Raw genomic sequence first — 23,771 nt, forward strand, 5'->3', positions numbered from 1 at the left:
TTAGTCCACCCGCACTTGTAATGAGTGTGGGTGGTTTTTTTATGCAATAAACCGAAGGATTACGTACTTTCGTGCTCAATGAAACTTTTAGTATACATCCTCACTACAATAGTGCTGTTTTTAGTAGCAACCAGTTGTAAAGAAGCACCTTCGGCTGTTCCGGACAGTCGTAAAAGTGATTATGCGCTCTATGATGCCAACGGAGGCTTTCATAGATTTTCTTGGTATAACAACAAAAAAGCCATCGTGTTATGGGTACAGGGCAATGGTTGCCCTATTGTTCGTAATGGTTTGACAGACTTTACTAGCATTGCTAAAAATTATTCCGAAAAAGGGTTTCAGTTTTTTATGATTAACAGTAATACGCAAGACGATCGTGCTGAAATAGCTTCTGAAGCAAAAGAATTTAATTTTACAACCCCTGTTCTGGTGGATAATACCCAACTCGTAGCAGATGCACTTAATATCACGATAACTGCCGAAGTTATTGTACTACATCCTACCACCCGTGAAATAGTTTACAGAGGCCCTATTAACAATAGGTTAGATTACGAAGTACAAAAAGACCTGGCTTCAGAAACCTATTTGAAAGATGCTTTGGATGCAATTCTTGATGGACAAGCTATTGTAAATAAAAAGGAAATCACTCGTGGCTGCACCGTTACACGTTTATCAACCATAGAAAAAGATTTTATTTTTAATTACAGCGATCATATCGCTCCCATCCTTGCCAATAATTGCGTGCAATGCCATAGAGAAGGTGGAAGAGCACCCTGGGTGATGGAAGATTACCAAACCATAGTAGGATGGTCTGGAATGATAAAAGAAGTACTCCTTAGCAAACGTATGCCACCGTGGAAAGCAGATCCTACCATTGGTGATTTTAAACACGATTTTTCATTAGCAGATAGTAATGCACGAAAAATAATACGATGGATAGAGCAAGGGATGCCACCAGGAACAGGAAAGGATACTTTACAAACACTGGTTTTTCCTCCTGTAACTTGGGAACGCGGCACTCCAGATAAGGTGATTCTTTTAAAAGAACAAACAATTCCAGCTTCAAAAAAAATAGCCTACCAGTATCAGACTTTTGAATTAGATCTCACCGAAGATACGTGGTTACGTGGTGTTGAAATTATTCCTGGAAATCCTAAGGTATTGCACCATATAGTGCTTACTCACGAGAATGGATATACGTCCAGCCCTATTACAAGCAGAGAACTTAGACCATTTACAGATAATTTTATTGCTTTAGGTGCAGGTGCGAATCAGTCCACATTCTTTCCTGAAAATACGGGCGTATTCTTAAAAAAAGGTGAAAAATTAAAAATTCAGTTACATTATACTCCTATTGGCAAAGAGGCCAAAGACCAGACAAAAATTGGTTTTTATTATCATAAAGAGAAACCTGAGAAGTGGTTTTACCCCCTCTCTCCTACTAATATTACGTTTACAATACCACCAAATACCAAAGATGTAAAGATAGTTGCTCAGGATACCATCCAGCGAGATATCTATATCCATAGCCTTATGCCACACATGCATTACAGGGGGAAATCCATCAAAATATCTGTGATTACGCCAGACGGAGGAAGCATTCCATTGGTTTCTGTACCAGATTTTAATATGGACTGGCAATGGCTCTACGAATTAAAAGAACCTATTTTTGCCCCAAAAGGGTCTGTGATATTTGTAGAGGGAGTTTTTGATAACACGGTGCAAAACCCAATGAACCCAGATGCTTCCAAAGAGATCCGATTTGGTATTCAAAGCACAGACGAAATGCTTACAGGATTCTTTAACTACACATTAGCTGATTAATTTTTTTCTCAGATAGCTGTAACAAAATCAGCTAGTTGGTCGTCTTATTTGTATATCAACCTTTAAAACGAATCGTTATGAGAACTCAAAAGCAATTTTATCCAGCAGAAAATAGTAGCTATACCCGCAACAAAGCTTTGGCAATTTATATTGCAACAATCACCTTGATTGTAGTGAGTTATTCTTTAGTAACTGCAGTGTCCGTACTGTAAAAAAAAACCGTCCTGTATATACATACAGGACGGTCTCTTTTTCATAGCAATTTTACTATTTTAAGAAATTACCAACTCGCAATTTCTTTTTTTACTTCGTCTTTGGCTTTTCCAGATTTCTCTTGGATTTTACCTACCATTTCGTCGTATTTACCTTCACTGAAGGCTTCATCATCATTAAAGGTAATCCCATATTGTTGTTTAGCATTACCTTTTATTTGGTTCCATTTTCCTTTTAATTCTGTTGAGTTCATAGCTTTGTTATTAATGTTAGTATTCTTTTCTTTTTCAATAGTATAAAGATATGACCGATGGGGGAAAGTTTATATTAAGGCATTCCCAAAGAGTTTGCTTTAAATGTTATTCTTTTACCAACTTATCTTAAAAAGTGTTATTTTTCAGAATTAAAACAATTAACTATGCGCTATTTACTCTTATTCATTACTCTAGTATTTATATCATGTGGCACGGATAAAAAAGAAGAAAAACCTGTGGAAGAAAGTACCCTCACAACCTATTATCTAATACGCCACGCTGAGAAAGACAGAAATATCGCAGACAACCCAGGTCTTATGGCAATAGGAAAAGAACGCGCTACGCACTGGGCCAACTTTTTTAAAGACATACCCTTAGAAGCTGTATATAGTACAGATTATAATCGCACTAAAGAAACTGCAGCACCTATAGCTAAAAATAAATCACTTACGGTGCTATTATATAATCCAGACAAGTTATACGACACCGAATTTCAGGAAGCAACAAAAGGAAAAAATGTGTTGATAGTAGGACATAGCAACACAACGCCTTCTTTAGTGAATACTATTCTGGGTGAAAATAAATATCCTCCTATTAGCGATACTGAAAACGCAATGCTTTACAAAGTTGTGGTTTCAGAAAAAGGGGAAACTTCGGTTATTATAGAGAAAGTTGAGATGGAGTGAATTGGATAATTGGGTAATTGGGTAATTATTATAGAATACTAATTACAAAAAGTTATATAAATTTGAATAGTTAGCTGGGCTTTAAAAATTTCTATCCAAATCTTAAAATAACAGCTGTACCTAAAAACTCTTTCACTAATTCACCAGTTAACTAATTCACTAAATAACCACCTCACATTTCAATAACCACTTCATCTACGCCTCTGCGTACTTTTTTAAAGTCTGCAAACATATCGTTATGGGCACGATGCCCTACTGCCAACACTAATACTGAATGTAGGTTCTTTTGTTTTAGTTGAAGTAACTCGTCGTATTTTTCGGGTTCAAAACCTTCTATTGGGCAGGCATCTATTTGTTCCAAAGCACAAACAGTCATTAAATTTCCTAAAGCGATATATGCTTGTTTTTCCATCCATAGATTCACTTCTTCAGCTTCCTTTTCAGCAAAACTATCTTTTAAAAAAGTTTCAAAAGGCTGTAGAATAGCCTTAGGTGTATTGCGTAAAGCCGCTACCCTATCAAAATATGTTTCAATAAAATTTGAAGTCAACTCAGTTTCCACACACAATACTAATACGTGGGAGGCATCTGCCACTTGTTGCTGCTCCATAGTACAAGAAACCAGTTTTTTTTGCAATTCTTTATTCTGAATCGAAATCATTTTGAGCGGTTGCAATCCGTATGACGTTGCTGTTAAATTAAAGGCTTCTTTTAAAATATAAATTTTTTCTGCAGAAAGTATTTTTGAAGTATCAAATTTCTTGGTAGCGTATCGCCATTGCAGTTTTTGTAAAGTTTGGGAACTCATTTATGTATCTTTGAAATACAAAGGTACTATTCCTATTTCAGTAGAAAATAACAACTACATACTATTATTAAATATCCAAATAACTGAAGCCAATGTCCAATATTGAAGACCGCAAAAACCAATCTGAAACCCGTATCTTTAAAGCTGTATTTCCCAACACCACCAACCATTACGACACCCTATTTGGAGGCACTACGCTACACATGATGGATGAAGCTTCTTTTATTTGTGCGACACGTTTCAGCAGAAAAAAAGTGGTGACCGTAAGCACAGAGAAAATAGATTTTACCAAACCCATTCCTCAAGGTAGCATTGTAGAATTAGTAGCGAGAGTTGCTAAAGTAGGACGCACTAGTTGCGTGGTAAAGGTGGATATTTTTATGGAGGATATGTATAGCAGCAATCGAGAAAAAGTAGTTACCGGGTATTTTACATTTGTAGCGATTGGAGATGATAAGAAACCAGTTGCTATTCTGTAAACCAAAGCATTTTGAAGCTATACACAGAACATATTGACTTTAAAAATTAGTTGATTTGAACCGCTAGTAATTACGTTAATTCTAAAAGAAATTAAATAGCTTTGTGGCCACATTAAATTTATAATATGGTAGCAGCAGTCTCACTCTTTCTCATTGTTTCATTATCTGTACTTATCACCAAAATTGCAGCTATCGCACTCATGCACACTGGCTTGTCTACAGAAAGTGCAAAATTTCAAGCTAGATCTGCCTACACGGGAACTGGATTAAGCACCCAAGAGACTGAAAATATTATGAACCATCCCGTACGCCGCAAAATTGTTTACCATTTAATGCTTATTGGTAATGCAGGTATTGTGACAGTAATGTCTTCACTTATCTTAACTTTTATACTTCCAGACACCATGGCGTCTAAACTTTACGGATTATTAATTGTGGTAGTAGGAATGATTATCCTTTTTTTGGCAGTACGCAGCACATGGGTAGATAAAGGCTTGTCACGGGTTATAAATAAAATGTTGAAACGATATACAAATATTGAAATTCACGATTTTGCAGCCGTCCTGCACCTTAAAGACGATTATACGATTATTGAAGCCAAGGTAGACCACGACGGTTGGATGGGCAATAGAACTTTGGAGCAACTTAATTTAAGAGAAGAGGGTCTCACCATCCTAGGGGTAGATCGTAAGGGGAGCGGATATTTTGGCTCTCCATCTGGAAACTTTAAAATTTTACCAGACGATGTTGTCACCATTTATGGAAAGTCTGAAGGGATTAAAAGCATCTACAACAGAAAAAAAGACCATTATGCACAACAAGAACACAATAAGTTTGTAGCACAAGAGGAGGTTAGAAAAGAAAACGAAAAGCAAGTAGTCGAGGCTGAAACAAACTACAAAAAGCAGGATTCATAGGGCTTCAAGCAATTAAAATTTAATATAAGTTATGTATTTTATATAGGTTGAAGCATCTTAACGGGTGTGTTTTTTATTTGCTGAAAGAATATTTCCTTTTTTGTTTTCAGAAAAGTAAAAAGCATCCTATATTTGCACCCGCGTTCAGGCAAACTGCTTGAATAATCACTTTGGAGAGTTGGCAGAGTGGTCGAATGCGGCAGTCTTGAAAACTGTTGAGGGTCACACCTCCAGGGGTTCGAATCCCTTACTCTCCGCTGAAAGACCTATATTAGGCACCAAAAAACCTGTAAATCATTGATTTACAGGTTTTTAATTTTATTCAATATCATTTGATATCAAATAAATGCAATCTAAAAGGGGCAAATTCGGTGTCACTTAAAACTTCACTCCAACTGACACCGAATTGAAGTTAAATATTTGTTTTTCAGTGGATTATGATTACTTATTTTTAATAATTTTTTCGTAAATTGAAGAGAACTTTAAAAATATTCGGTGTCACATTCTCTTTCTCTTCTATTCTATATTAAAAAAAGCAAGGCTGACGAACTCGGTAAAGCTAACATTTACCTGCGTATAACGCACGATGGGCGAAGAGCTGAATGCAGTGTTCGAAGGAAAGTTAAATTCAAAGAATGGAACTCCAAAACCCAACTTGCACTTGGTAATTCTGTTGAAGTACAAGAAATAAATAAGCATTTGAGTGTTATAAAGAATCAGATTTACTCGATTCAGCAAAATTTTGAACGTGATAATGAATCCTATTCTGCGACGGATCTTCGGGATGTGCTTCTTGGAAAAGACAAAATCCATAAAATGCTACTGGAAATATTTCAAGAGCATAATGACAAAGTTGAAAGTCTGATCGGGAAAGATTTCGCCATCGGAACTTTTGAGCGCTACCGAACCTGTAGAAATCACGTTCGGGATTTTATAAAGAAGAAGTACAAGAAAACTGATATTCCTGTGAAAGGTGTTGACCATAAGTTTATCACTGGGCTGGAATACTATCTTAAGACGACCCGTAAGTGCTCACACAATTCTGCCATTAAGTATATCACCAATTTTAAAAAGATCATTCGTATTGCATATGCTAACGATTGGATCGACAAAGATCCCTTCTTACATTGGAAAGCCAAACTAAAAGTTATTGAGCGTGAGTTTCTGACCGAAGAAGAAATTCAAAAAATCATAGATCTTGAGTTTAAAATGGAACGACTCGACCAAGTGCGTGATATTTTTATATTCTGTTGCTTTACTGGTTTGGCGTATGCAGATGTTAAAAAATTAAACAGAGGTGATATTGTAGTAGGCGCAGATGGGGAAGAGTGGGTGAAGACGAAAAGATCTAAGACAGATACCAGAAGCAATATTCCAATTTTACCGATAGCTAAGATACTTATAGAAAAGTATAAGGATAATGGGCTTTTAATTGAAAAAGATTTAGTCTTACCGGTTCTAAGCAATCAGAAAATGAATGCGTACATCAAAGAGATTGCAAACTTGGCGGGTATTACGAAGAATCTCACTTTTCATTTAGCGCGACATACATTCGCCACAACAGTAACTTTGAGTAATGGTGTGCCAATAGAGTCTGTTAGCAAGATGCTTGGGCATACTAATCTTAAAACGACCCAGCACTATGCTAAAATTTTGGATATGAAAGTGAGTAAAGATATGGCAATTCTAAGATCAAAATTTAGATGAGGATTCAAAGAGGTATTCCATAGTCTTTTTTCCCATTATTAGAATTTCTCAGATTATCCAGATAGCCAGAATTTGGCTTAGTTCTTTCCTCTTTTATATTGAGTCCTTTCTCAACGAAATTAATGGCAGCTGTTTTCCAGTTTGTTATTTTTAGCCCTCTGCTCAGTTTCCAATCTTTGGCATCATAATACGCATAGAATTTTTTTCCTTCCATAGCTGGCCATTCATTTTCTTTAAAAAAATTTAAAACAACTAGTTCATTTTTTGGCCTTGCCAGTTTATTTAAGTTTTCTATTGTTTTATGTTTATAAGAAGGTACCAAATTTTGGCCTGGTTCTGGGACGTAGGTAGCCAAATTTTGACCAACTGAATTAAAAAAAATGGCCATCTGGACTTTTGAACCTCTAGCAGGATGATACGACGGATAGTATCGTAGATAACCCCAGTCATTGAGGTCTTTGATATAGTTGTGATAAGTAGTTTTTGATTTGAATTTTGCTTTTTCCATAATCCATTCTCTGTTTATGGTTATGGTCTTTTTAAAAAATTCCCGGTTCCATTTCTGAAAGAATGCCAGATACAAAGTAATATGACCCTGTTTAATTCTGAAGTCTTTATTGAAAAGTTCAAAAACAGCGTTGAGCTGAATGATATAATTTACCTTTTCCATTAGTTATCATCATTAGTGTCTAGGTATTTCTTTTCTCGATAGCTTCCCCTCCCGACTGGCAATCCTACTTCTTTCTTTTCTTGCACAATTTTTTTTGCTAGTATTAATTTCTTTTTAGGAGGTTCCGCTTGTTGGAAAAGCGCTTGCATCATCGCTACGGTTGGCTTAGTCTGAGACTTTTCAATATCCTTCATAATAGCGATCATTCCGTTCATCCGTTTTTTGATTAGTACGGAAATTCTGTTTTCCAAGGTTTCCATTCGAGGTCCTAAATGCTCGGTTGGGGAAATTCCATTTTCATTAAAAAAATCCATCATTAAGAACAAGGTCATCGATTGCGATTTCGAGAGCATTTTACTAAATTTTCTAAATTCATTAGCCACAGATCTCTTAATCTTTAGTGTTTCAAATTCTTCTTTTTCAAATCCTCTATCCATAATTTTTAGTAAAAAAGTTGCCTATTTATGGTGGTTGCTAAGTGTTTTTAGTAAAAAGTAGCGTTTTTAGCCAAATTTAAGGAAATCTAGAAGTTATGCTAGACCCTATAAACACTATGTTTATAGTGAAAATCGTATAACCGTAACATCGCGAAGCGTGTTACCCTCTTGCTATTCGATTCCTTCATTTCATTTCAGGATCTTCATACTTTTCAACCAAGACTGAAAAGCTATTTTCTGAACTTTCAACACCATTAATTTTTTAGTAATAAAGTGAAGTTACTTATTTACAATCAACTGACAGTCATTTAAATAAACTAATTTAAATATTCATTTTAGATGGTTTTATTTGATGTAATTTGATATATTTTTCCCTTTAAAATCACCTACTTATTATATCTTGAGCGTTTTCCTTTTCTTTTGGTATTGAATTCTATGTGCTTTAATAATCACCAAGTTTATTTGTAGCAAAATGATACAGATTAGGGTTCATTTCAATCTTATTCACTTACTTCCCATAGCGCCATCGCCGTTACCTTTTCGGTAACAGAATCTAAAATTGTGAACGAGTAAGAACTTATAAAAGTGAGTTGGCGAACGGTTATGCAGTTCGTCTCGAGCAGAATTTTAAACTTTGTGTAGAAAAAGGTTGTGGTAATCGTTTTGCTAGGCGAACGCTGTCGCTTTTTCTGCGACTGGGTTCAAGATAGTGTAGTGAACCTCTTTTATCGTAATGCAGCTTTTCGCGAAATGCAGAGGAATGGGGTGGAACGGGTTATGATTAGTATACCAATTTGATATTATGAGCCGATTAGGAATGTTATTCGGCTCATATTTTGGGATATTTTGAGTTGATTTATTTTATTAAGATTTATAATTTTTAAAAAACTAATTACAAACATTAGTTAGAGATTCGTTACACTTAGAATTCCTTTTTGTATAAAATAATTAAATCTCTGTAAGCTTTTATAATTACTTCTTTTTGAGAATTCAATTCTGAAGCAACTTTATCCATACGTTTATGACAATCAGTCCAAGTTTCACTCGGAAAAGGTTCTTTCATAATAAAATACCTTTCGTTTTGAAGTGTATCGATTCTTAGTTCTTCTGTAATTGTAACACCACTTTCTTCTAATTCAAATAGGGATGGACCTGAACCTATATTATTTGGGACGTTAATATCAGCATAACACATAGATGTAAATGAATCCAATTCTTTTACCAATTCTTGCATTTTTTTATCTAAATTTTTATTTATAAAATGATTCATGGACTCTTTGTAATAGTTGATTAAATCAATCCATCTACTATGCATGTGGTTATTATAATATAAGTTAGTGACAACAGTATTTAAGTCATCTGTTAATAGTTTTTCTGATAAGATTTCATCAATTTTATTAAAGATAACTCTGTCTTTCTGTTTCAACTCATCTACATTGTGTCTTTCAGAGATGTTATCATAATCCTCAATAATAGTTCTTATACCAACTTCTAAAATATCAACTAGTGATTTTCTAGATTTGTCATCTTTTTTATTGAAACTAGTTATTCTATGAGCTCTAATGTCAAATGGTAACATCTCATTTACTCCAAATTCTATATTATTGACACAAATAACCCTTTCCCATCCAAGAGAATTAATAGCGTAGCCCAATTCAATTAGAACATTAGGATTTGATGTAATCCTGCTTTTAAGAGACCGATTTAATAATGAATTATTGATTAAACTCACGTCACATATAAAAATATCACACTGAGAAATTTTGTCAAATATTGTCTGTGCGATTTGAGGACTTCCACTTCTATTTCGTGTATCCCTATCGAAGTTTATTTCTAAAGAAATATCTTGTGTCAATTTCCTTTTGACAATCTTTATAGCCTTCTCGATAGAACTCGATATAAAATTGCTACTCTTTCTTTTATCTGATTGCCAAGAATAAAATACGGTATAGTGCTTACTCATTTAATAATTACATTTATTTCTATGATGAAAAAAGACCAATTTCTGGATTAGTTAGCGTTCCTATAAGCATTCCTCTGTCTAAAAATTTATTCATATTGCAACAACTTGTTTCTGGTAATAAACAACAAGAATGACAAGCACCTAAATTCACTCCCATGAAGCCTTTTCCACTGGTATTGTCCAAGCATAATGGGTCTGAACTACACCAAGATGCTTTTCCTATAGCTTTTTCAAATACATTACTTAAAAATGTGGGCTCTCCTTTTTCTACTAATCCACCAAGTGTTCCTTCGGAATCAGAAGTACTAGTATAAATCAATATTCCATTCATATTAGGTTCTTCATTATTCCCTGAATAGATAATCTCAGATAAGGAAGAACTACCATACCCGCATTCAATAGATAGTTCATTTATTAAAATATGACTTAATGTATGGAGTAATACATACCTCGATGTTAAAACCTCATCAGGCTCTAAACCATAAGAAACTCTATAGTAATCATTGTTTTCTTGAATGATTTTGAATCTTTCCTTTACCTCCGTTTTATTTTCCCACTCATTAAGAATCAAATCATTAAATTTAATAAATATTCCTTCTCCTCTAACTTCTGCACAGGGCAGTGTTTTAGTTGATGACTCACTTCTTGGGTCCTGAATTCTTTCTAATTCGGCTTTACGTCTACCTGTTACTTTTTCTGGACTATCAAAAATTAAATCTTCAAACATTAGCGGTTTAATTCTTGTAAACCCTCTGAAAATTTTTAACTCTTTTATTTTATCTAGTAATACTACTTTCTCTATTAGATTAGGTAAACCTAATTTATAATGAGAACCATTCATAATTCTTGAATCATACCATTCATTTTTTTTAGAGATTACGTTTTTATTCAAAAAACAATCGAATTCTTGTTTTCTGAGTTGTTGAGTTGTGAATTGGACTTTTTCTTCATTTGAGTTTACGAAATATTTTTCAGCATAATCTAAAGCCTCATCAATTGTATAAGGAAGGTCTTGAAACCGCTTATCAAAAGTCTTTTTTAATAGATGAATATATTCTCCTACATCTTGTTTATCTTCAATAAAATCTTCCCAACTATCAATAGCTTTTTTAAATCTTAAAACAAAGTCTTCAGGAAGGCTTGGAGAATAACCATTCTTAGGAAGACTAATACCTTTGTAAACTATTGGGAAATAAAGATTTCCAGCACCCCTTAGAAGAGTTCTAGGATATTTTGATAATTGTCTTTTTTTTTCATCAGGACTATCATCAATCGAATATGGAGGATAGCTAAGATTATTAATTTGAAATTTTCTAAAATCTTTAATCTGCTTTCCTGATGAAGTAGTAACCTTAGAGTTTCGTCCATACCATGGCTTAGGCAACTTATTCTTCACATAGGTCATATAATCTTCATAAGGCTCTTTTAAGCCAACAAACGTATCTTCTTGGTCAAATATTTTTTCTAAAGTGATAGAACCAAGAACCTCATTTGTGCTTCTATGCTTACTCTCTAATTTTATGTTTTTTAATGTTGCTGAACTACCTGAATTTTTAAGATAGAGCTTATTTCCTTTTCCAATTTCATCATATAACTTAAGTCTTGTATGTATGTACCAATCAAAAGGAAAGTCATCAAGATGACCATTCTCAGTTGCTATAATAAATCTTACAGGAATTAATTTTCTACTGTTAAAATTTGGAGAATCGAAACCTGTAAAAGTCTCATCCACATTTTTACCAGCTCGATTTCTCCTATCAGTATAATAGTCTTCATTCTGCTCTAATTCTCTAACATCAAATAATTGGTCTGTTACAGGACATTGTAATATTGAAGGAAAACGAATTGATTGAATTTTAGCTTTATAAACTGAATCTGAAGTAGGTGCACTAACGAAACATTCTACATTAAAAGCAATTGCAAGTCTATCATCTTCTATTCTGTTCGCAGGAGATTCAAAATTTTCTCCCCAATATACAGCATTATTATAATGCTCATCACCTCCCATTGTTTCTTTTTGCGGTATATCATGAGATAATATTAAAACAGATAGTTCAGGAAAATCTGCGATAGCTCCAGGACCATAAGTATGTATAGTTTGTGATGTTCTAATTTCCTGTTCCATTAATCGTAGGTTTTAATTTTTATTTTGGCTGAAGTATCAACATCTCTTAGTGATGTCATAGCAAATAACATTTTACCTCGTGTCATATGATGGTCACGATATTTTGCATCAAGAAAAAGTCTATTTGTTAAATTTTCATCGGATAAAGAATTATTCATTATGTCTCTAAATTCGGTGAAATTTACAGAACGTAGATTCCTCCATCGGTCTTTAAGTTCATCAAACAAAACTTCAATTTCATTAACTTTCTTGATTTTTAAATTTTCATTTTCAATATTTAAAACCCTGGTGATATTTAAATATCTATCAATTAATTTTTGCTTAATCTGATTGAAACATAATTCTGCTTCTGAGTCAAAAAAAGCATTAGTTTCCTCTTTGAAATACATTCCTCTCATCAAAGCAATTACAACTGAATCTAAGGTCTTTTCAAGAGCCGGTAAGGAGAATGGTGTAACACTAGTAGCTTCTACGTATTTATAATATGCTTGATGATAATCCTTGAAGTTTTCGTAATGTGACCTATCACGATTTTTAGCTTGATTATATAATGTTAGTACTATTCCCGGAGATTGTCTTCCAACCCGTGAACTTGCTTGAATATATTCCGCTGATGTTTTAGGTTGACCAGATATAGACATAACATTAAGTCGAGGAATATCTACTCCAACTGCTATCATATTTGTAGCTAGAGCAACTTTAACAGGGTCATTATTATCTCGGCTCTTACTTTTTATTGATTTTTCAAAAATAGGATAGCATTTATTGTAGACAACATCTAATTTATCTTCTTCATAAGGATAGGTTCCTATTTTTTCATTATCTGATAAGTCTGCTATAACTTTAATTGCTTCCCAGTAATTATTGAATATAGAAATCCATTTCCATTTATATTTTACTTCTTGCAAATCTTTTTCTGTATTTACACCTATCGAGCTCAGGAACTTTACAACCTCGTTACTCAAATCGACATATTGCAATCGTGTATTCTCTAATCTATCTAAACCAATATTAATTTCATCAGAAGTCATTTGGCTAGATAATTCAACAATTCTGCTAGGGTTGTATTGTAGGTGTATATTTTTAAGATGTTTACTTAAAAATTTTCTGTAAGCCTCCATATCATCTTCTAATAATGTACGATATTTACCTAATTCTTTTACCGTATTAAAATAAGCGAGTAAAGTGTAATAATTGTCTAGCTCACTATTTTCAGCATTTTTTATTAAGTTTACTCCTTCATACAAGAGACTGTCAAGTCTAAGTTTAGCGGTAGTTGAAGTATTCCCACTTGCCATAATCCCTAAATAAAGTCTTCCGTTTTCATCATCACTCTTTTTTCTAGAATAGAAAGAATCATCAATATGAACTCCTACGGGTGGAAATTGCGAATAAAACTTTCTATCATAGATTTTAATACATTGTTGCTTAGCATTTCTAACGGTTGCGGTTGCTCCTATAATTTTGGGCTTTGAACCTTCGTAGTTTGTTAGCTCATCAATAGCAAATTCAAAAAGACTATAAATAGTTCCCAAGGAAGAGCTAATTAGATGAAGCTCATCTTGAACAATTAGTGATGGAGGTGGACAGAATCTTGAAAAATCATCATTGAAATTAAATAAACGAAAAACTTCTTTTTTCCAAGATAGCTGAGCATATTTATCTACAGTTGAGAATAACAGAGTTGGTCTATGTCTATATACATCTTCATCAACATAATATATTGGCAATGAGTAACTATCTATTTTGGTAGAATCTAATTTATTTAATAGAAAATCTCCTTCTGAAAGATAAAAGTGACATTTAGAATTGGTACAATGTGTTATAAACGGGTTATGACTATCTTTATTATGAGAAAAAGGTTTTCTTTTTAGTCTATTCCTTTTTTGACTATAACCCCATTTCCCTTTTGTTTCTTGTTTCTTGTCATCAGTAGTATGAATTTCCTTTACTAATTTATTTCCACAACAGGGACAATTAAATACTGGAGGAGCATAATCATGAGTGAAACTATTATTTCTATTATCAATACTTGCTTTATATGCTTCGAGCAATTCATTATTTCCTGGAAAATCTCTAGAACCAGAGTGTTTGTTTGGAAAAAAAGAACCTCCTACCCATAATCCATTTGAAACTCTTTCTTTTCCGTATAAATCAGGATTATCATATCTAATAAGCTCACAAGCACAAATTAAAATATTAGCCCTATCAAACTGTTGCTTATTTAGCATACGGAGTGTATAACGCATCATTACGCTAACTCCAGAAACTTTACTTTCCGATTTAAGGCGTTCATAAAAAATAGTAAAAGAGATAAGCCCTAAATAGGCTTCCGTTTTCCCACCTCCTGTAGGAAACCATAATAAATCAATAGTTTCTCTGTCGTCAGATTCTTTATCAACTACACCTTCTACTTGAGATAAAATGAAAGCTAATTGAAAAGGTCTCCACTTAGCTAGAAACCAATTACTAGAAGATTTCTCTTTAGGTATAGATAACTCGCCATTTTTCCATATTGAATTAGAAATTGAATCATAAGGTATTTTTTGAAATTCAGGAAGGTAATCATCTAATCCGTCTGAATTCTTAGAAGGAATTGTCCTTTTTTCTATTGTTCGATGTTTAGCAAAATCAGACATAACCCTTTGATTGAACATTGACTTATTTGCGTCTAGAAAAGCTCTTAAAACATCTTTATCGTTCAATAGTTCAATTCCTCTATTCATACGAGACAACAATCTACTACACTTGTCTATTATAGTTGACGATGTTTTTGAATACTCTTTATTAAAAACCTCTTCTTTAAGAGAACCTTCTTGCTCAACTATCCATTTCTCATAGATTTTTGTAAAACTCTTCAACCCACTTATTAAATCAGAAGTTTTGAATGCAGAGTCTAAATCTGATAGATTTTTCATGAATAATACATCATCGGAGCCTTCTAATTCTTTTGGATTAAAATCTACACCATTAATTTTTTCCTTGGGAATGATTGAACTTTCAACTCTATATACTAAATTATTATCATAGACCCAATTACTCCCACATCCGTGACCTAAACAATAGTTTTTATAATTTCTATACAAAAATTTAAGCTCTATTTCCTCTTCACTAAGAAATTCTAATTTTGTATTGTCTGGAAAAGAAACAAACTCTATTGAAGAGTCTATTACTATTTTTGGTTGAAAAAGGCAACCTTCTCTAGATTTAACTGAACCATCCTTAACTTTTTTGTTATTTATTAGTGATACAGTTATTATGGTTTGATTTTCTTTAAGCCCGTGTTGTTTTCGTTTTATAATCTTTATACACGAATTATTTTCTTCATTTAAAATACTCAGTATATTCCCTTGACTACTAACCTCCCAAGAATTTTCTGAATTAATCTCTCCAATAATTTTAAAATCAGAGACTTTAACATCCAATAAAATAGAAATTGGCTTCCTAGTATATTTTGAATCTGCTTTCAATTTCACTTCGTTGGTACTTGTGAAATATTTCCCAAAATCTACTTGAACTTTTAGTATCGATTTTTCATCTACTATAGACGATATGGCTATTGATGAAGGGTAAAACTCAGTTGTTAATCTTAAATCCTCTTCTTTGTCATCTTCGATAACCTTTCTGTTTGTCCTGCTATTTGTCTCTTTAGAATCATTATTTTTATCTTCTTTAATCCCATCTAACTCTCCATTAATCTCTTTTGGATTAAACAAAGAAGTTTCTTCTTTTGATTGAGGAAATAGAATTCCTGTAGAATACATATCTAGAGGTGAAAAAGATATATTTTCGTTTTTGTCTGGTTCACCGTTTTCGTCCAGATGAAAAGGTCCTAAATAAGTCCTGTTAACCCATTCAGATATTTCATCTCTTATTTCTAAATCCGTTTTGCTCATATCTAGTTCATCGCTTGTATAGCAAGCTTTGTTTTATTTTCTTCTTGAAAAAATATTGTTAACCCTAATTTAGCTCTGGTATATCCAACATATAGTAATGACATACTCTCCAGGACTTCAGGCGAATAATTAAGTACTCCAGCTACAATAACAAAATCATTTTCTAAACCTTTATAACTATGAATTGTAGAAATAGAAACCTTGCCTTTGACTTTATGGTTATCCTCATTTACTTTATTGTAGCCTAATTTTGATTTTTCAATAATATTTTTTAAAACAGCATTATCTGGAGTTAGGATTGTAATCTTAGAAAGGTCTACACCATCTTTTTTCTGTTTATTAATAAGTATATCTAGCTCTGTAACTAAATTTTCAGTAGACTTATAAAAAACCGTTCTTGTTTTAAAAGGAACATCCTTCCTCCTGCACGGAATAATATCTAATCCACTGTGTCTTGATGCAACATTAATTATATCTTGATGATTTCGACAATTAAGAGGTAAAGCATTTACAGTTGTAGGGTATTGAGATACAAAAAGCTTAAAAAATTCTTCATCAAAACTTTCATAAAAACCTTGAAATTTGTAGTCAATGAAAATACTCCAATTTCCAGACTCTATACCTCCGTTTAAGCTTAAAAAAATAGAATCCAGAATATTCTCCTTAAAAACATCCTGACCTTCATCTATAATAAGGAAATCATATTTGGATACATTAAGAGAGTTATACCAATATTTAAATTGGTTTGGTAGGAGTTCAGTCCAATATTCTGTTAACGACCGATTACCTTCTGGTAGTAAAGATGCTTTATTTAGATAATCAAAAAGATATTTATGAACACTAAAGACTTCAATTTCTAAATCCTCAAAAGAATCAAAATATTTTTTTATTTCCGACGATAAGTTCTTATTAAAACAGAAGAATGCAACTTTTTTATTTTGATTTGCTTTTCTTAGAATTAGCTCTTTTGCTATGAGTGTTTTTCCAGTACCTGGTCCTCCCGAAACAATAAACCCTCTATTTGAGAAGAAATCCACAGAATCTAAAATTTGATATTGCTCTTCTGTGTATTCTATTATTTTGTCATTCTGGTCATCTACAACTTTATTTAATGGAATTTCGAATATTAAATCCCTTCGAAACATTTTTCTAATATTATCAACACCTTTAAGCCCTATCCCTGAGTAAGTTCTGTTATTATATTTATCGTGTGATTTCCAATATTCTTTAAGTCTTTCAATATACTTGACAAAAGTATTAGGAGTACTATGGTCTGTGGAAGTGTAAATAATTTCTGGGTCATATTCTATAGTTTCATAGCTGAAATTATCAGAATTTCCCGTTTTTTTTTTGATACTAAGGCTTTTAACATCGGGAAACATTACGCCATAACCAAATATTAACTTAGACCTATAGTTTTCAGATGGGTAAAATTCATTAATCAAGTTATCTCGAAAATGGAACAAATAGTCTGTTACTTGTTTGAAGGGTTCTCCTCTTTTTGTACCTCCTAAAACCCACCATTCATCATTAACACTATCATATCTAACAGGTCCTCCTTTGGATTCCAAAAATAAAATGAAATTATCATCTAGATATACAAAGTCTACTTCTCCTACTAGCTTCCTTTTTACATTGTGACTCCTTAATGAATGGAATAGATAACGTTTTAGGTTATTCTCAAAATACCCAGACTTGTTTGCAAGACTATATATTTCTTTTTCACCTTTATTAGTAAACTCAGTTCTATATTTTGGTAATATTGGCATCTATCCCTGTTGTATCATTAATATTTCTTTGACATTCACAACTTCATTTAATCTTTCGATAACATTCTTTAATTCTAATTCTTGTATTTGATGAGTCATACCATGATTCTTATATACGTGATATAGATATATCTGTTTATGAAGTTTTGTTCTAAACTTGGCAACCCATTCTGTAGCTTCCAATATTTCTTCTTTTTTAAATTCACTAGTTTTTGAAAATTCATCTTTTCTAAATAAATCTATTAGTTGGTCTAGACAATCTGGATAGATTGTTAAACCTGTGACCCATCTATCAACAGTAGGATTTGTAACGAATATATCATTTGTAACAAGAAACCTATTAAGTGTAGTGATATAACCCCCAAGTTCCTCATACTTATTTATTAAATCTACTCTCCAAGAATAAGACGCTTCATAGTACTTATTCAATTTTCTATACTTATCCTTAAGGTAATTAAGTAACTCGCTGAAATCATCATTAAAACCACTCATAACAAATATCTTGTCATTAAGTTTTAGTTCTGAGGCTCGTTTCTTTATATCCGTATCACTAGTATTATTTAATAAGTAAAAGAATTTAGTCTGTGGGACTCTTAAATAACCATCTTCAAATAGTAATAAAGTATTTGCTGAATTCTCAGCAGTTGTAGAAGCCCCAGTAACTCGAAAATTATTATTACGTATTATTTTATTTATTACGAAAGAGAAGTCAAATTCATTATTGTCAATGGACTCAATATCGTCAACATATTCTGGCTCAATAATTTCGTCCTCAATGGTAGGCAAATCATTTTGAGTATTAAATATATCATACCCATAATCAACATAGTCATCTAAACTTAATTCAATCTTATTAGTATCTACTAAATATTCTTGGCTTTCTAAATTCAGTAATAATAATTTGTTGTCAAAGTCAGATAAATTGGATATAACAGGAGTAAACTTTGTAAAACAATATTTGAAATAACCCAATTCCATTTTAGAATTAAGAATGACAAACTGGTTTTCGCAATACTTAGATAAAAATAAAGACTTAGTAATCTTTCCTGAATACGTTAGAAAAAAAACATATTTGAATTTTCGAGTATTGACATATGTAGTATCATCTAGATGTAGGAAACTGCTATTTAAACCTGTATCGCTTAAAATGGTGTTTTTAGCTTTTTCAATATCTTCCTGATTGTTGTTTTTACTAATTACTAAAACCTCTTCCTGTAACTTTAACTCTTGAATTACTTTAACAACCACAGAAATCTTACTGTTATAAAAATGTTCATCATCAATTAATTGAGATAAAACTTCAACCTTACTGTTGTATGAAGTAGAGTTAACCTCTCCACTAAGTTTAGATAGTTTTTCAATATAATCGTAATAATCTCTTTTAAGAATATCATTATTGAAAAAGCTATTTAGTCTGTCATATAATTGATAACCAATTTTTATAACGTTTAAAAGTTCACTACTATAATTTATATCACTTGCAGTACTTATTTCTTCTGTCAGTTGCCTTGACAACATTTTAAATGTAAACCAATAATTATAATGACAAGTATTCGTTACTGATAGAGTTTTAAAACTTGATTTTTCAATAGTCCCATTTGTATTTAAGCTGACTCTTTCTTTTTGATTAATTAACCATGGGTAGGTCTCAATACCGAATTTTTCTAAAATTTGGTTATAGTCAAAATTATAATCCTTTTGAAGAAAATAAACATCTTTAATGCTTGAAATTGATTGTGCTTCTTTTAGTTCTTCTGCAAAAATTTTGAAGTTAGCAAAATCATTTCTTGATTCCTTTTTAATAATAAAATCAAAATCGTCAAAAATTAGTGTATTAACATGGGTAAGGTTTAATTCTTCTAAAACACCTTCCCATCCCAAATAATATTCTGATGAACAATAATAGATTATAGGCTCAACACTTTCTATACCCTCAGACTTAATAGAGCATTCATTATCTCTAGAAATTTTAATTTCGGCTATCGGAAATTGCTCAGTGATTGATAGATTATCTATTTGAATATCTTTTAATAGCTGACGATATTTAGCTTTACTTGTAAATAATAAGACCCCAGAAGAAGGCTTCATATTTAAGTTAGTACCAAGTTTAACTATATCCTTGATATCAACTTCAGAATTTGAATCCCCTTTAATTTTATTTAACTCAAAGAACTTTGTGTTAGAATTGATAAACTCATTTAAATACAACTGAAGTGAATCTGTTTTTGAAGAAATGGTAAGAGTTTCGACTACTTTAGCTCTAGATAAAGTGCTAAGTAAATCTTGTAGTCTAGGAGATATTTCATTTGGTCGTCTTTCAATAGATTCAATAGCAAAATATATTTTGTTGTTAATACCTAGTTTTACCCTTAATCCTTTTAAAACCCATTCTTTATTTAGGTATTTAAATTTTTCAGGAAACATACTTTCGACTTCAGAAAGCATAGAGTTTAGTTCAGATGTATCAATGGAATCTTCAGAGTAGTCATTTTTAATTTCATTATAAACTTTGTAATAGTTAGAGATGCCTATATAAAATGGCAAAAGTTTTTGTTGCTTACTTCCCTCTCTAGTGTAAAAGGAAATAATTCTATTATGGGTGTCCAAGGTATTTGTGAAAGCTAGAAACGGAGTAAGAAGGTTGTACAATGTTCCTTTTAAAGGCTTGTCGTCTATAGATACTCTTAAACTATCTATTTCCTTGTAGGTATTCCTTATGTATGCTATTAATTCTTTATTAAACATCTAAAATTTTTAATACTATTTTTCCAATTTGATAAGCTAAGTATGGTGGAACTGCATTTCCTACTTGGTGAAACTGCATTGTCCTGCTTCCTCTGAAAAGATAATTATCTGGAAATGTTTGTATTCGGGCGGCTTCTCTAACAGTTAAACTTCTCACTTGTGATTTGTCATAATGAATAAAATAGTGACCATCCTTAGATATATGACTGGTAATCGTCGTAGCAGGAATTCCTTTTTTTTGGACTCTGAATCTATCTGAAAAGTTTCCAGATTCTGCACTACTATGGTCTGGTAATAGCTTATCTCCATATTCTTTAAAATCCCTCATTCTAGGGAATTTTTTATACTTATCAGTAAACATCGTAGAAAACATATATCTTTTTAAATCTTCAATCAGATGACTTCTTGATTGGTGATTTAAAATCCCGTTAAGCTTATTGTCCAAATACCAGGACTGATGAGCTATCTGTTTCTCTTCTTTTCTATGGTATTTCAAATATTCACTTCCTGTTCCATAATTTGATTTATTTATTTCGAAATCATCGTCATCATTAAAACCATTAAGATTAATAAGTTGATTAAGATTTTCATTCATTAGAGTCTGCCAGTTATCTTCAGAATCTTCGACGTTCTTATATTTTCTTACTTTTTTCCCTTTTTCATTAATTTCATATCTATCAAATCTCCTATTTAATCCACTTCTAATTTTAGGTAGGTCATCTATCACATCTTCTATATTTATCTTAGAAGTATTCTTTTTTAAAACAGGTGGTTTGACCTTAATATCCTCTCTAATACCAAGCAAAATAACTCTGTGTCTTTTTTGAGGAACTCCATAATCTTCCGAGTTTATTATATAGTCTCTGGGGTACTTTACATTTTCCTCTACCAAAGAATATATTTTGTAATTATTGATTTTAGTTCCCTTAATTATTTTATACGGAGCGGATAGATCTTCAAGAATCATATCGAAAACATTATCTCCATTAACTTTGGCAGATAGTAATCCTTTAACATTTTCCATTACAAATACAGATGGTGAATGCTTTGCAATAACCTTCAAATATTCTTTATATAAATATACTCTGTGGTCTTCACTTGAAATTCCACCAACTCTTGACCTTCCTGCCATAGAATACGCTTGACAAGGCGGACCACCTATAAGAACCCATCTATCATCATCTCCAACAATATTTTTTATTTTTGAATTGAGAAACTCTTCAGAATCTTTACCTAATTCGAATTTTATTGCTTCCTCTGAAGCAATCATATATTCAGTAGGATACGCCTTAAATAATTCTTCAATTTTCTTTTCTCTATCTTCAATATTATCTATGGAGATTGCATTGTAGTATTCTTTTGGCAGGTTATTCTTTGGGAATTGTCGACAGAAGCTTCTCAATAAAAGAGTTTTATGTGCTGATTCATCTTTCTCAATAGATAAATCAATTGAAAACCTTCTTTTCTTGTTCTTAGTGATAGATGAGAATCCTTCAGCTAAGCCTCCAGGGCCTGCAAATAAGTCTACAATTTTTATGTTTTTATTCATTAATTATTTAATGCCTTCGTAAAATCTAGGGATATTCTTTTATTTTTTTTAATCGCAAATTCTTCAAAAATCGCCATTGTCTTTCGTTTTAATCTCCTCACGCTTGGGTTTTTAATTTATTTAAGCCTCTCAACAAGCTCTTTTTTCAGCCATTCAAAGGCCGCATTTTGGTCATATTTAATTTCGGGTCTTAATAATGCTTCCATATCTCCAGTAAAACCCGGATTATTTTCTTTTTCTTCCACATTGAGTAAAAACTCTTTTTTGGTGGGCGGTTTTCCAACTGAAACACTCATATATTCATAGAAACAATCGATAATTGTTGGGATATCCAAATTGTGGTTCAATCTGGAATAATCCAAATCAAACAAATCCCTTCCTTTACTTCTTTGATACAATGCTCTTAATTTTGTACCTAATAATTCATTGATATTATAGGTACGGATATTTGCTTTACCTTCAAACCAATTATTTTTTACTTCAAAAGGAAATTCAACCCAAGGCAGTACGTTAAAATGTTCTTTACAATTGATTTCCAATTTTAAACGCAGTCGAATATTCTCATATTCCGATGTAAATCGATACATCGCCTTTGCACCGTGACCACCGATTTTAGTGCTTCTTTTTTCTTCGAAAAAAGTAACCACTTCAGCGATGCGTTGCATTATCGGTTTTATCGGTCCTGGTTTAACTTGAACCAAATCGATATCTTCGGAATAGCGTGGTGCAGGATTTAAATACAATTTATGAAGTGCTGTACCTCCTCTAAATGCTAGATTTTCATTTAAAAATTCATCCGAAAATATATCGACAAGGGCGCGACTTATGACCAAATCTTGTTCTACCTGTGAAAATTCTTTCCAAGGTGCGTGCATTTGCCATTTAGCTATATCAGGTCTCGGTATCATAAATCACTTTCCATTTTTATATTTACATCAACTTTCCATCTATTATCAACTGCACCTGCCTTTTCACTAGACCTCGGACTCAATAAAACTGGATAGAATTTTTTAAATTTTAGATGTTCATATATGAGATTAGCTATATCAGATTCGGGATTGATTTCTTCTAATAAAAACCCTAAACGTTGTAACACACTTTTATGAGGATACCAAGACAGTAAATCTTTTGCGTCTTCCCATTTCATTTCTTCTGTTAGCTCTTCTAAAACAGAAAGCATTCTATTTAATCCACCTATCTTAGTTTGATGGTAAATTAAATCAACGGTGGTTAAGCAAGGACTGGATATGCTGAACATTCCTGCATCTCCTTTTCTTGATATTATATTTTTGTTTGGCCAGTTGGAAACGGTAAAAAAGTCAAGATTGATTGCATTTTTAGAGATGGATAACAAAGGTGCTTTGTCGTGCAAAACATACTCCTTTTGAATTTGTTGATGCCCAGCACCATAAAATTTTGCTGCCGAGTATAATCCCACATAATAATTGCGATCTAAATACTCAAACATTCTTTCAATGTATAGTTCAATGGGCAATTTGCCGAACCTTGAATATCGTGGTGGAATAATTAAATAAAAATGATGTCTTAGTGGAACTATATCACCTTTCTGAGTAGCGTACTTTAAATCATTATGCACCAAAGTTTCAGACTTACCAGAGTAAGCTTCAACAACTTCATCAAAAGTAAATGAATAGTTTTCAAAGGATAATTGGTTATTGATGAAATCAGATAAGGTCAATCTTAGTAAATTTTCGAGAAAGGTAGTAAA

At 32.3% G+C, this 23,771-nt stretch carries 18 protein-coding genes and 1 tRNA gene; 7 read left to right on the forward strand and 12 right to left on the reverse strand.

The features are described from left to right. Nucleotides 1-78 precede the first annotated feature (78 nt). Both ACQ2HF_RS15165 and ACQ2HF_RS15170 read left to right on the forward strand, forming a co-directional pair. Entirely contained in the window at nt 79-1,824 is a 1,746-nt protein-coding gene (locus tag ACQ2HF_RS15165; RefSeq protein ID WP_432411266.1) for a redoxin domain-containing protein, read from the forward strand. A gap of 77 nt (nt 1,825-1,901) precedes the next feature. After that, complete coding sequence (locus ACQ2HF_RS15170; protein ID WP_432411267.1) at nt 1,902-2,036, forward strand: hypothetical protein; 135 nt, start codon at nt 1,902-1,904, stop codon at nt 2,034-2,036. Between the two features lie 68 nt (nt 2,037-2,104). On the opposite strand, the gene ACQ2HF_RS15175 is transcribed toward ACQ2HF_RS15170, so the two are convergent. Further along, nucleotides 2,105-2,290: a CsbD family protein gene (locus tag ACQ2HF_RS15175; RefSeq protein WP_432411268.1), complete on the reverse strand. Its 186-nt coding sequence runs from the start codon at nt 2,288-2,290 to the stop codon at nt 2,105-2,107. A 165-nt stretch (nt 2,291-2,455) separates the two neighbouring features. Here ACQ2HF_RS15175 and ACQ2HF_RS15180 point away from each other — a divergent pair, with 165 nt between their 5' ends. Then, entirely contained in the window at nt 2,456-2,977 is a 522-nt protein-coding gene (locus ACQ2HF_RS15180) for a SixA phosphatase family protein (protein ID WP_432411269.1), read from the forward strand. 172 nt (nt 2,978-3,149) lie between these two features. On the opposite strand, the gene ACQ2HF_RS15185 is transcribed toward ACQ2HF_RS15180, so the two are convergent. Then, a complete protein-coding gene (locus tag ACQ2HF_RS15185) occupies nt 3,150-3,785 on the reverse strand; it encodes an NAD(P)H-dependent oxidoreductase (protein ID WP_432411270.1) in 636 nt (211 codons plus the stop codon). Between the two features lie 92 nt (nt 3,786-3,877). Here ACQ2HF_RS15185 and ACQ2HF_RS15190 point away from each other — a divergent pair, with 92 nt between their 5' ends. The 4 genes from ACQ2HF_RS15190 to ACQ2HF_RS15205 all read left to right on the forward strand — a co-directional run bounded on the left by ACQ2HF_RS15190 (nt 3,878) and on the right by ACQ2HF_RS15205 (nt 6,888). Continuing rightward, a complete protein-coding gene (locus ACQ2HF_RS15190) occupies nt 3,878-4,264 on the forward strand; it encodes an acyl-CoA thioesterase (RefSeq protein WP_432411271.1) in 387 nt (128 codons plus the stop codon). Between the two features lie 125 nt (nt 4,265-4,389). Further along, nucleotides 4,390-5,181, forward strand: a complete 792-nt coding sequence (locus ACQ2HF_RS15195; protein ID WP_432411272.1) for a TrkA C-terminal domain-containing protein — start codon at nt 4,390-4,392, stop codon at nt 5,179-5,181. Nucleotides 5,182-5,353: 172 nt separating this feature from the next. Next, nucleotides 5,354-5,438 (forward strand) — tRNA-Ser (locus tag ACQ2HF_RS15200). A gap of 238 nt (nt 5,439-5,676) precedes the next feature. Continuing rightward, nucleotides 5,677-6,888, forward strand: a complete 1,212-nt coding sequence (locus ACQ2HF_RS15205; RefSeq protein WP_432411273.1) for a site-specific integrase — start codon at nt 5,677-5,679, stop codon at nt 6,886-6,888. A 4-nt stretch (nt 6,889-6,892) separates the two neighbouring features. Here the strand turns inward: ACQ2HF_RS15205 and ACQ2HF_RS15210 are convergent, their stop codons facing one another. The 10 genes from ACQ2HF_RS15210 to ACQ2HF_RS15255 form a co-directional block, all read right to left on the reverse strand. Continuing rightward, nucleotides 6,893-7,558: a hypothetical protein gene (locus tag ACQ2HF_RS15210; protein ID WP_432411274.1), complete on the reverse strand. Its 666-nt coding sequence runs from the start codon at nt 7,556-7,558 to the stop codon at nt 6,893-6,895. Next, nucleotides 7,558-7,995 (reverse strand): BfmA/BtgA family mobilization protein, encoded by a 438-nt coding sequence (locus ACQ2HF_RS15215; protein ID WP_432411275.1) that lies wholly within the window; start codon nt 7,993-7,995, stop codon nt 7,558-7,560. Before ACQ2HF_RS15215 ends, ACQ2HF_RS15210 begins: the two co-directional genes overlap by 1 nt. Nucleotides 7,996-8,917: 922 nt before the next feature. After that, nucleotides 8,918-9,958, reverse strand: a complete 1,041-nt coding sequence (locus ACQ2HF_RS15220) for a hypothetical protein (protein WP_432411276.1) — start codon at nt 9,956-9,958, stop codon at nt 8,918-8,920. A 19-nt stretch (nt 9,959-9,977) separates the two neighbouring features. After that, the gene (drmB, locus tag ACQ2HF_RS15225; protein WP_432411277.1) at nt 9,978-12,083 is read right to left on the reverse strand and encodes a DrmB family protein; all 2,106 of its coding nucleotides are present in this window, start codon (nt 12,081-12,083) and stop codon (nt 9,978-9,980) included. Then, on the reverse strand, nt 12,083-15,979 hold the full coding sequence (locus ACQ2HF_RS15230) for a helicase-related protein (protein ID WP_432411278.1): 3,897 nt from the start codon (nt 15,977-15,979) through the stop codon (nt 12,083-12,085). The genes drmB and ACQ2HF_RS15230 overlap by 1 nt, the downstream gene beginning before the upstream one ends. Nucleotides 15,980-15,981: 2 nt before the next feature. Continuing rightward, nucleotides 15,982-17,748: a 3'-5' exonuclease gene (locus tag ACQ2HF_RS15235; protein WP_432411279.1), complete on the reverse strand. Its 1,767-nt coding sequence runs from the start codon at nt 17,746-17,748 to the stop codon at nt 15,982-15,984. Then, on the reverse strand, nt 17,749-20,493 hold the full coding sequence (locus tag ACQ2HF_RS15240; RefSeq protein WP_432411280.1) for a hypothetical protein: 2,745 nt from the start codon (nt 20,491-20,493) through the stop codon (nt 17,749-17,751). Continuing rightward, the gene (locus ACQ2HF_RS15245) at nt 20,486-22,042 is read right to left on the reverse strand and encodes a DNA cytosine methyltransferase (protein WP_432411281.1); all 1,557 of its coding nucleotides are present in this window, start codon (nt 22,040-22,042) and stop codon (nt 20,486-20,488) included. The genes ACQ2HF_RS15240 and ACQ2HF_RS15245 overlap by 8 nt, the downstream gene beginning before the upstream one ends. A 116-nt stretch (nt 22,043-22,158) precedes the next feature. Continuing rightward, nucleotides 22,159-22,950 carry a nucleotidyl transferase AbiEii/AbiGii toxin family protein gene (locus tag ACQ2HF_RS15250; RefSeq protein ID WP_432411282.1) on the reverse strand — a complete coding sequence of 264 codons (792 nt, stop codon included), beginning with the start codon at nt 22,948-22,950 and terminating at the stop codon, nt 22,159-22,161. Beyond that, nucleotides 22,947-23,741, reverse strand: coding sequence for a type IV toxin-antitoxin system AbiEi family antitoxin (locus tag ACQ2HF_RS15255; protein ID WP_432411283.1), 795 nt, complete (start codon nt 23,739-23,741; stop codon nt 22,947-22,949). Before ACQ2HF_RS15255 ends, ACQ2HF_RS15250 begins: the two co-directional genes overlap by 4 nt. Nucleotides 23,742-23,771: the final 30 nt, after the last annotated feature.

The sequence above is a fragment of the Rasiella sp. SM2506 genome (genome assembly GCF_050859505.1).
In the GTDB taxonomy this organism is placed as follows: domain Bacteria; phylum Bacteroidota; class Bacteroidia; order Flavobacteriales; family Flavobacteriaceae; genus Marinirhabdus.